Source organism: Mycobacterium sp. E787, assembly GCF_001668725.1.
GTDB lineage: Bacteria > Actinomycetota > Actinomycetes > Mycobacteriales > Mycobacteriaceae > Mycobacterium.
Genome location: NZ_LZKL01000051.1, coordinates 1 through 9,406, shown reverse-complemented (window position 1 = coordinate 9,406; position 9,406 = coordinate 1). Strand labels below are relative to the sequence as shown.

The 9,406-nt window shown below is 67.3% G+C and carries 6 protein-coding genes; 4 read left to right on the top strand and 2 right to left on the bottom strand.

Annotation, left to right across the window (positions count from 1 at the left end; genetic code table 11):
* A partial coding sequence (locus tag A5705_RS10885) for a glycosyltransferase (RefSeq protein WP_068277415.1) occupies positions 1 to 732 on the top strand: 732 nt, incomplete at its 5' end.
* Here A5705_RS10885 and A5705_RS10880 read toward each other — a convergent pair.
* The gene (locus A5705_RS10880; protein ID WP_231982404.1) at positions 685 to 2,022 is read right to left on the bottom strand and encodes a hypothetical protein; all 1,338 of its coding nucleotides are present in this window, start codon (positions 2,020 to 2,022) and stop codon (positions 685 to 687) included. The genes A5705_RS10885 and A5705_RS10880 overlap by 48 nt on opposite strands.
* Before the next feature lie 122 nt (positions 2,023 to 2,144).
* Between A5705_RS10880 and A5705_RS10875 the strand changes: the two genes are divergently transcribed.
* Positions 2,145 to 3,899: an AMP-binding protein gene (locus A5705_RS10875; RefSeq protein ID WP_068277416.1), complete on the top strand. Its 1,755-nt coding sequence runs from the start codon at positions 2,145 to 2,147 to the stop codon at positions 3,897 to 3,899.
* Between the two features lie 5 nt (positions 3,900 to 3,904).
* Here the strand turns inward: A5705_RS10875 and A5705_RS10870 are convergent, their stop codons facing one another.
* On the bottom strand, positions 3,905 to 7,618 hold the full coding sequence (locus A5705_RS10870; RefSeq protein ID WP_082956414.1) for an RND family transporter: 3,714 nt from the start codon (positions 7,616 to 7,618) through the stop codon (positions 3,905 to 3,907).
* A 205-nt stretch (positions 7,619 to 7,823) separates the two neighbouring features.
* Between A5705_RS10870 and A5705_RS10865 the strand changes: the two genes are divergently transcribed.
* Together A5705_RS10865 and A5705_RS10860 are read left to right on the top strand one after the other, a co-directional pair.
* On the top strand, positions 7,824 to 8,609 hold the full coding sequence (locus A5705_RS10865) for a phthiotriol/phenolphthiotriol dimycocerosates methyltransferase (protein ID WP_082956413.1): 786 nt from the start codon (positions 7,824 to 7,826) through the stop codon (positions 8,607 to 8,609).
* Positions 8,610 to 8,670: 61 nt separating this feature from the next.
* Positions 8,671 to 9,406: glycosyltransferase (locus A5705_RS10860; protein WP_197521257.1), on the top strand; the 736-nt coding region annotated here is incomplete at its 3' end.

Here is a 9,406-nt window from a genome sequence, read left to right as displayed (position 1 = left end):
AACCACAACAAATGCCTGGAACTGGCCCGCGGCACCTGCGTGCAGTTCGTGCACGGCGACGACTGGCTTCTGCCCGGTGCGCTGGCGACGCTCGCCGGGTACTTCGAGGACCCGGCCGTCGGGCTGGCGTTCGCGCCCCGCCAGGTGGTGGGCGACGACGAGCGATGGCAGCGCCGATACGGCAAGATGCACACCCGCTTTCGCAACCTGCACGAACGCAACGACGGCGCGTCGCTGGTGAGGCAGATCACTCAGCGGGGCGCGAAGGAGAACTGGGTGGGCGAACCGACCAGCGTGATGTTTCGGCGCCGGCTGGCGCTGGAGGCGGGGGGCCTGCGGAACGACATCTACCAGCTCGTCGACGTGGACTTCTGGTTGCGCCTGATGCTGCGATCGACGGTGTGTTTCGCGCCTCGGGAACTGTCGGTGCGCAGTCACATGAAGGGGACGGAAACGACCCACGTGATGAGCTCCCGACGCTACGTGCTCGACCAGCTACGCATCCTCAGTTGGCTGGCCGTCGATCCGGTCTCACCCCGTTCCATCCGGATCCTGGCGCGGCTCTGGTGGTTTCCCGCGTGGCTGGCGCTGGTGGTGGAGATCGCGGTGTTCGGGCCCCAGCGACGGGTGCACCTGAAGGCGTTGGCGCGGGCACCCTTTCACGAGTTCTCTTACGCCCGCAGGCTAGCCATGGATCTCCCCGGTCAGGCCGAATTCGCCGAGCGTGTGTGAGACGTCCTCGCGCAGCGCGTCTTGCGAGTTTGTCCGGCCGGCGAGATAGGCATTGACGGTGATCCAGATCTTATTGGCGCCGCGCCCGGACACCACGAACAGCTGGCCACTCATGCGTTCGAGGGCGCGCCTGTTGATGCCGGGTTCGATCAACCGCCCGGACGCGTAGTCGGCGTCGGTGCCGTCGGGGCGCATCACCGCGGCGGGCATGTCGCCGACGTTGGAGCAACCGATGGGCAGGGCCGCCGCGCCGAGTCCCATTCCGGCGGCCCTGCGGGCCACCCACTTCGGGGTCAACGAGGTAAGCGGCAGCGGCCCCAGCAATTCCTCGGTGAGCTCGGCCAGGTCGGCGAACGCCTGCTTGAACTTGAGACGGGCCTCGCCCAGGTCGGACGCCAGGTGCGTCGGGTCGACCGACACGGTCGGGAAGACCACCGCGTTGCCGCGGGTGTCGGCTTCGGTGCGATCGCTGACGGGAAACGCCAGGGTGACCGTGCCGTCGTCGCAGACGCGTCCCATGCGCACGCCGAGCCTGCCCGCGAATCCGGCGAGGAGCGTGAAGCTGTTCCCGCCAATGCTTTTCGCGCGCGCATCCCACTCCGCCAGGTCGACATGGGCGGTCACCGACGGCACCACGACGGGTGGCTGATCACCGGCCCGCCGGGGCGCCGGCGGTGCCGACCTCATCGAGGCGGCGACGTCGGCGAGCCTGTGCCGGGCGATGCGCGCCGTCGCGGCCACCGCCCGCGCCAGTTCCGGTGCGGACGCGAGGGTTTGCCGGGCGTCCTGCATCATGGCCCGCCGGCGGGCGCGCGAACGCGGATAGGGATAACCCAGGTAGCGGGTCCGTCCGTCGGCCGCGTCCGCGATCGCCTGCAGGATCCCGAGCCCGTCGACGAGGGTGTGCGAGGTGGTCAGGCAAACCGCGGTCCCGCCGTCGTCCAGTGGCAGCACCCCGATGTGCCGGCCGGGCCCGTACTCGGGATCCAGCGGCAGGCAGGCCCGCTCATGCAGCCAGGCGTTCAGGTTTGCCCGGGGGCGTGCCGTCCGGGCGACCTCGATGTCGTCGGGCCCCCGGGATATCACCCACCGATCACGAGCGAACGGCAGCGGGGACGGCTCGACCAGCCGGCCCAGCAGACCGTAGCCGAGATTGCGGTGGAAACGGCGCAAACCGTCAAGATCTGCCGAGCGGTTGTAGATCCAGACGAACTGCACCAGCGCGCCGTAGCCAAGCGCCCGCAGGCCCAGGAAAGAGGCCTGGTCCATGTGTGCGAGTCGGTTGTCCACCGCGCTCACGGTAGTTTATTTGCCGGTTGGGCGGGTCGCTACGGCCCGCACGGCCCGTTGGTACGGTTGTAACCTCGCCGTTCCAGGCCGGAAAGGCTTCCGACGAAGGTAGTGTGTTGCCCGTGGTTCAGTCTTCGATCCCTGCCGTGCTGCGCGAGCGCGCGAGCCTGCAGCCCAATGACCCGGCGTTCACATTCCTTGACTACGAGCAGGATTGGGAGGGTGTCAGCCACACCCTGACGTGGTCGCAGCTGTATCGCCGCGTGGTCAACCTCGGTGAGCAGCTGAGGGCCGGCGGGTCGACCGGTGATCGGGCACTCATCCTGGCCCCGCAGGGGCTCGACTACGTCCTGGGCTTCCTCGGTGCCCTGCAGGCCGGCCTTGTCGCGGTTCCGCTTTCCGTTCCCTACGGCGGCGCGCACGACGAACGCACCATCTCGGTGCTCGCCGACACCTCACCCGCCGTCGTCCTCACGACCTCCGCGGTCTCGGACATGGTCAACGCCTCCGTCGGATCGCAGCAGGGCCAATCCGCGCCCGCAATCGTCGAAGTCGATCTGCTGGACCTCGAGACCCGGCAGCGTCCGGCGGGGCCCAGACCCCGGCCCGGCGCCACCGACGGGTCCGATTTCATCTACCTGCAGTACACCTCCGGGTCCACCCGCACGCCCGCCGGCGTCATGGTCTCCAACAAGAACGTCCTGGCCAATTTCGAGCAGATCATGGGCGATTTCTTCGCGCCCGAGGGCGGGGTCGCGCCGCCCGACATGACGGTGGTGTCGTGGCTGCCGCTGTACCACGACATGGGCCTTCTGTTGGGGATCATCATGCCGATCCTGGCCGGCGTGCCCACGGTGCTGTCCAGCCCGGTCGGTTTCCTGCAGCGGCCGGCCCGCTGGTTGCACATGATGGCAAGCAAGCCATGCACGATCTCTGCGGGACCGAACTTCGCCTACGAACTCGCGGTGCGCAAGACGTCGAACGAGGACATGGCCGGCCACGACCTGGGCGGCGTGCACACGATCCTCAACGGCAGCGAGCGCGTGCAGCCGGCGACCCTGAAGCGATTCGCCGACCGGTTCGCCCCCTTCAACTTCGACACCCGGGCGTTGCGGCCCTGCTACGGCATGGCCGAGGCGACGGTGTACATCGCGACCCGCCAGGTCGGCAATCCGCCCGAGATCGGCCACTTCGACGCCGAGAAGCTGCCTGGCGGCGAGGCGCAGCGGTGCGAAACCGGAAGCGGCACACCGCTGGTCAGCTACGGCGACCCGAAATCGATGCTGATCCGCATCGTCGACCCGGACACCTGCCGCGAGTGCCCGGACGGGAAGGTCGGCGAGATCTGGGTGCACGGCGAGAACGTCGCCGCGGGTTATTGGCAGAAACCCGAAGAGACGGAGCGCACCTTCGGCGCCAAGATCGTCGAGCCGTCGCAGGGCACACCCGAGGGTCCGTGGCTGCGAACCGGTGACTCGGGCTTCTTCTCCAGCGGCGAACTGTTCATCATCGGCCGCATCAAGGACCTCTTGATCGTCTACGGCCGCAACCACTCTCCCGACGACATCGAGGCGACGATCCAGGAGATCACCGCGGGGCGTTGCGCGGCGATAGCGGTTCCCGATAAGGGTGTGGAGAAGCTGGTCGCGATCATCGAGATGAAGAAGCGCGGCGACACCGAGGAGGAAGCCGTCGACCGCCTGCGGGGCGTGAAACGCGAAGTCACCTCGGCGATTTCGAAGTCCCATGGGCTGAAGGTTGCCGACCTGGTTCTGGTGTCACCGGGCTCGATCCCGATCACCACCAGCGGCAAGATCAGGCGATCGCAGTGTGTCGAGCTCTACCGGCAGGACGAGTTCGTCCGCCTGGACGCGTAGGGCTGCTAGAGCAGCGGGTGTTTCCCGCGCCCGTTGCCGTTGCTGCCCCGAGTTGACGGGACGTCCGCACCGAACAGCGGCAGCGAATTGTCGTCACGGTCATCCGCGGCCGTTTGTTCGCCGTGCCCATTGCCGTTGGCGCCGTTCGCGTGCCCGTTGCCGTTGGCGCCGACGGTGATTGGCCGACGGGACAGCAAGTCCTGCCCGAACAGCGGCAGCGACTGAGCGAGATCGTCGTCGCTGTCCCGCTTGCCGCGGCCGTTGGTGGCCGGTGTGGAGTCCGACGCCGAATCGAAAAGATCGTCGGTCACGTGATCCGGCAGACCGCTGAGGTCGAACAGGGGCAGGGCGTGTTCGGGGAGGCGTGCGCCGGACCGCTGGCCATTCTTGGCGGCCGGCGCGGCCTTGGCGGCGCCCGTCGGCCGGCGCGACTTGGTCCGCGACTTGTGGCCGGGCGGAACGAGTTTCAGGCGGACGAGCAGATCGTCGGGGATCCACGGCTGGCCCGCGCCGTTCGTCGCCGGGGAATCCGCCGCCGGGGCCAACGCCTCCCGGCTGGGAATCACCTTCATCCGGACCAGCTGGTCGGCCAACTGGTCGAGCTGTTGCTTCTTGCGCTGGTGGGCCGCGTATACCTGGGCCGGGCTCTTGCCGAGATTGGAGGGCCACCAGTTCTTCTGGCCGATCAGCGCGGCCATGGCCGGCACCGTGATCGAGCGCACCAGGAACGTGTCGATCAGGATGCCCATCCCGAGGATGAAGCCGGCCTCGGCCATGGTGTAGATGCTGGCGCTCATCAACCCGAACATCGAGGCGGCGAAGATCAGGCCGGCCGACGTGATCACGCCCCCGGTCGAACCCACGGTGCGAATGACGCCGACCCGCACGCCGTGCGGGGACTCGTCGCGGATGCGCGAGATGAGCAGCATGTTGTAATCCGCGCCGACCGCGACGAGCAGGATGAAGGACAGGCCGGGCAGGCTCCAGTGCAGGTTCTGCCCGAGGATCATCTGGAACACCAATACGCCCAGACCCATTGCCGACAGATACGAAAGCAGCACGGAGCCAATGAGATACAGCGGCGCGACAACCGCGCGCAGCAAGCCGACCAGGATCAGGAACACGATCATGATCGTGGCGAACACGATGTAGCCGATGTCGTTGTTGTAGTAGTCACGGGTGTCGGCGAGCCCGCTCGGCACACCGGCCACCTGCACCGTGGCGTCCGACAAATCGGTGTTGGGCTGCGCCGACTGCGCGGCCTTGATGATCTTCGGGATCTGATCCATGGCGGCGGTGGAGAACGGGTTGAGCGCGCTCTGGATCAGGTAGCGCGCCGCGTGCCCGTCGGGGGACAGGAAGATCGCGGCGCCCTGCTTGAATTCATCCCTGGTGAGGATCTGCGGGGGGATGTTGAAGCCGGACATCGACGGCTTGTTGTCGGTGTCGTGCTTCATGGTCAGCAGGAATTGCGACGCCTCGTTGAGGCCGCTGCCGATCTGTCTGGTCGAATCGACGAGTTGTTTCACCCCGCCGGCGATGGCGCGGCTGCCGTCGGCGAGGGCGTTGGCGCCCTGCTGCGCATTGGCCATCGTGGACTGCAGGTCCCGGATCGTCCTCATGGCGCTGGCGGCCTGAGTCAGGGTTTGTTGGGCCGTGTTCAGCGTCTGCCCGACCGTCTGCGCCTTGCCGGCCGATTGCAGGTTGTGGGCCATGATCTTGATCGAGTTGAGGGTGCCGTCGTTGTTTGCCTGCACCATCGCGGCCAACCCCGAACGCGAGCTCACGCACCCCGGATCGGCGTTGCAGTCGGGGCTGTTGTTGAGGGCGTTCAACATCGGGGTGGCCCACGCCGCGATGTTTTCGGCGTTCACGGTGGACGTGTTGAGGTTGTCGCCGAGCGTCTTCATCTGCCCGGTGAGGGAGGCGCCCTGGTCGAGCGCGGCGATGGTGCGATCGCCGCCCGCCATTTGCTCCATCGCCGTCAGCGCCGAGACCGCCGGGCCGAGGCTGGTAAGGGCGCCGCTGACCTGATCGCGCAGCATCGCCAGGGCGTCGGCCAACTGGTTGGAGCCGTTGACCAGCCGGTCCAGATCGCTCCCGTGCTCGGTGATCTGGCGGGATCCGTCGTCGAGCTTGCTGCCGACCTCACCGGCCTGGAACGAGATCTTGGTCTGCTCCAGCGGTTCGCCGTTGGGCCGCGTCAATCCCCGCACCATCGTGATGTCGGGCAGCTGGCTCACCCGGGCGGCCATCTGCTCCAGGTCGGCGAGCGCGGCCGGCGTCCGCAGGTCGTGGGACGGCGACTTGATGAACAGCACCATGGGTGTCAGCGCGTTCGCCGGGTAGTGGCGGTTCATCACGTCGTAGCCCTTGGAGCTGTCCACGGACGCGGGCATCGTCTTGAGATCGTCGTAGTTGAAGCGCATCACGGCGGTGCAACTGGCCAAACTGATGAGCACGATGAGGCTGCCGATCAGGTGGATCTTCGGCCGGCGCACCACGCGCGTTCCCATGATCCGCCACATCCGAGTGGTCAGGTCGCGCCGGGGCTTGATCCAGCCACGACGGCCGGCCAGCACCAACAAGGCGGGCAACAGGGTTACCGAGCACAGGAATGCCACGATGACGGAAATCGAAATCGCCGGTCCGACAGTCGAAAACACTTCCAACTTGGTGAAGACCATCGCCAGGAATGCGACCGCGACGGTGGCCGCCGACGCGGCGATCACCTTGCCGATCGACATCAGCGCCATCTTCACCGCTTCGTCGGACGTGTGGCCGCGCCGCACATAGTCGTGATATCGGCTGATCAGGAAGACGGCGTAGTCCGTCCCCGCCCCGACCATGACTGCGGTCATGAGGACGAGGGTCTGGAGGGCGAACGGCAGGCCGATCTCGCTCAGCCCGGACAGGACGCCCTGCGAGGTTCCGATGGACGCGCCGATGTTGATCAGCGGCACCAGCATCGTGACGATGTTGCGGTAGATCATGAAGAGAATCAGCAGCACGGACACCACCGTGCCGATCTCGATGAAGTGCGCGTCCTCCAGCGCCATTTCGGTCGCGTCGGCGATCGTGGCCATCGGTCCGCTGACGTGAGCGGTCAGCGTGGTTCCCGCGGTGACCTCTTTGGCGAGCTCTTTGACGTGGTGGTAGGCCGCGATCGTCGACGGCGCGGTGCCCGCACCGGGGAACGAGATCGGCAGGATGAAGGCTTTGCCGTCCTTGCTGGCCAGGACCTCGCGCATCTGCGGGTTGGTCAGGAAGTCCTGCACCGTGAGCTTGTCGGCCTTGTCTTGGCGAAGCTTGTCCACCAGCTTGGCGTAGACGGCCTCGTCGGCCGGCGTGATGCCGTTCTCGTCGCTGAGCAGGATCATCAGCAGGGAGCCGCCGCCGCCCAACGGATTGTCGCCGCCGCCCTCCCCGGCGGCGTCCGGGGCCTTTTTGGCGTCCCCGCCGGCCTTGGGGGCACCGGGCATGGCGAAGGCCTTGGCCATTTCCTGGTTGACGACCACCGTCGGAGCGTTGTCGGGCAGGGCCTTCGGCTCGCGTTTACTGGCCTGTACCGGCAGCGGCGGAAAGACCAGCGCCAGGGTGACCGCGACTCCGATCCAGCCGGCGATGACAAGCAGGGGCCACCGCACGACGATGTCGCCTATGCGGTCGAAGATTCCCCCAGGCTTGGCTGCCTCGCCCGTGCCAGTCCGGCTCGACACCCAAACAACCCTACAAGTTAGCCCGCGGTCGTGTGGCCTAATCACGATCTGGGCGGTGACCGTGATCCCGCCGTGATCTTGACAGCGATTCCGCTGGTCAGCGCGTTGCTACGCGGCGAGTGAGCGGGCCGATAAGCCGTCCCGGCGACGGGGTCAAGACGCCCATTCGGCGTGTGGCGCCGTGGATCCGTGTAACACTCTCCCCATGGCCATCGGTTACCGCCTGCAATCCAACCCGCTCGTCGGCAAACTCACCACGAAGTACTTTCTGCCGCTCGGCACCCGCCAGGTCGGCGACGACGTCGTTTTCTTCAATTTCGGCTACGAAGAGGACCCGCCGATGGGCCTGACGCTGGCGGCGTCCGACGAGCCCAACCGGTACTGCATTCAGCTCTACCACGTGACCGCCTCACAGGTGGATCTCACCGGCAAGAAGGTGCTGGAGGTCAGTTGCGGGGCCGGCGGGGGAGCGTCGTACATCATGCGCAACCTGGGCCCGGCCTCCTACACCGGGCTTGACCTGAACCCCGCCAGCATCGAGAAGTGCCGGGAACGGCACCAGCTGTCGGGCCTGGATTTCGTGCAGGGCGACGCCCAGAACCTGCCCTTCCCCGACGAATCGTTCGACGCGGTGATCAACGTCGAGGCCTCCCACCAGTACCCGGACTTCCCCGGTTTCCTGAAGGAGGTGGCGCGCGTGCTGCGCCCGGGCGGGCATTTCCTGTACACCGACTCCCGCCGGGCCCCCGTCGTCGCCGAATGGGAGGCCGCGCTGGCCGACGCGCCGCTGCGCAAGGTCTCTGAAAGGGACATCGACAAGGAGGCCAAGCGCGGGCTGGACGCCAACACCCGACGGACCCAGCAGCAGATCAGTGGCCGCCTGCCGGGATTCGTCAACTCCCTGATCCGCTACGGCGTCGGCGTGATGGACTGGGACCTGCGCCGCGCCGGCGGGTTCTCGTACCGCGTCTACCACTTCGTCAAGGATTGATGCGGGGTCAAGGATTGATGCGGGTCCAGCGCGCACCGGAAGCGAAGGGCCGGACTCCGTCATGAAGTTTGCCTTGGCGAGCTACGGAACCCGCGGCGACATCGAGCCCCTCGCGGCCGTCGGTCGCGAACTGCAGCGCCGCGGGCACGAGGTGCGGGTGGGCGTGCCGCCCAACCTGATCGGCTTCGTGGAGTCGGCCGGGCTGCCAGCGCTCGCGTACGGGCAGCGGGATTCCCAGCAGCAGCTGGACGAGGATTTCCTGCACAACTCGTGGAAGTTCACCAACCCGGTCAAGCTGGCGCGCGAGGCCATGGAGCCGGTCCGGGCGGGCTTCGACGAGCTGGGCGCCGCGCTCAAGCCGCTCGCGGACGGGGTCGACCTGCTGCTGACCGGCCAGCTCTATCAGGAAATCGCCGCCAACGTCGCGGAGTATTACGACATTCGGTTGGCCGCCTTGCATTTCTACCCGATGCGGCCCAACGGACACATCGCGTTCCCGGCGCGCCTGCCCGCGCCGCTGGTGCGCTCGACGATGAAAACCCTCGACTGGATGTACTGGCGGTTCACCCGGAGCGCCGAGGAGACGCAGCGCCGGGACTTGGGACTGCCCAAGGCCACTTGTCCTGCGCCGCAACGGATGTCCGAGCGCGGGGCGCTGGAGATCCAGGCCTACGACGAGTTGTGCTTCCCCGGGCTGTCAGCGGAGTGGGGCGCTCGGCGGCCCTTCGTCGGGGCGCTCACCATGGAGTCGCCCACCGACGCCGACGACGAGGTCGCCTCGTGGATCGCCGCGGGAA

Excerpts from the sequence above, each read along its gene's own strand:
- A5705_RS10865 (WP_082956413.1), top strand. The coding sequence starts at position 7,824 with ATGGCCATCGGTTACCGCCTGCAATCCAACCCGCTCGTCGGCAAACTC.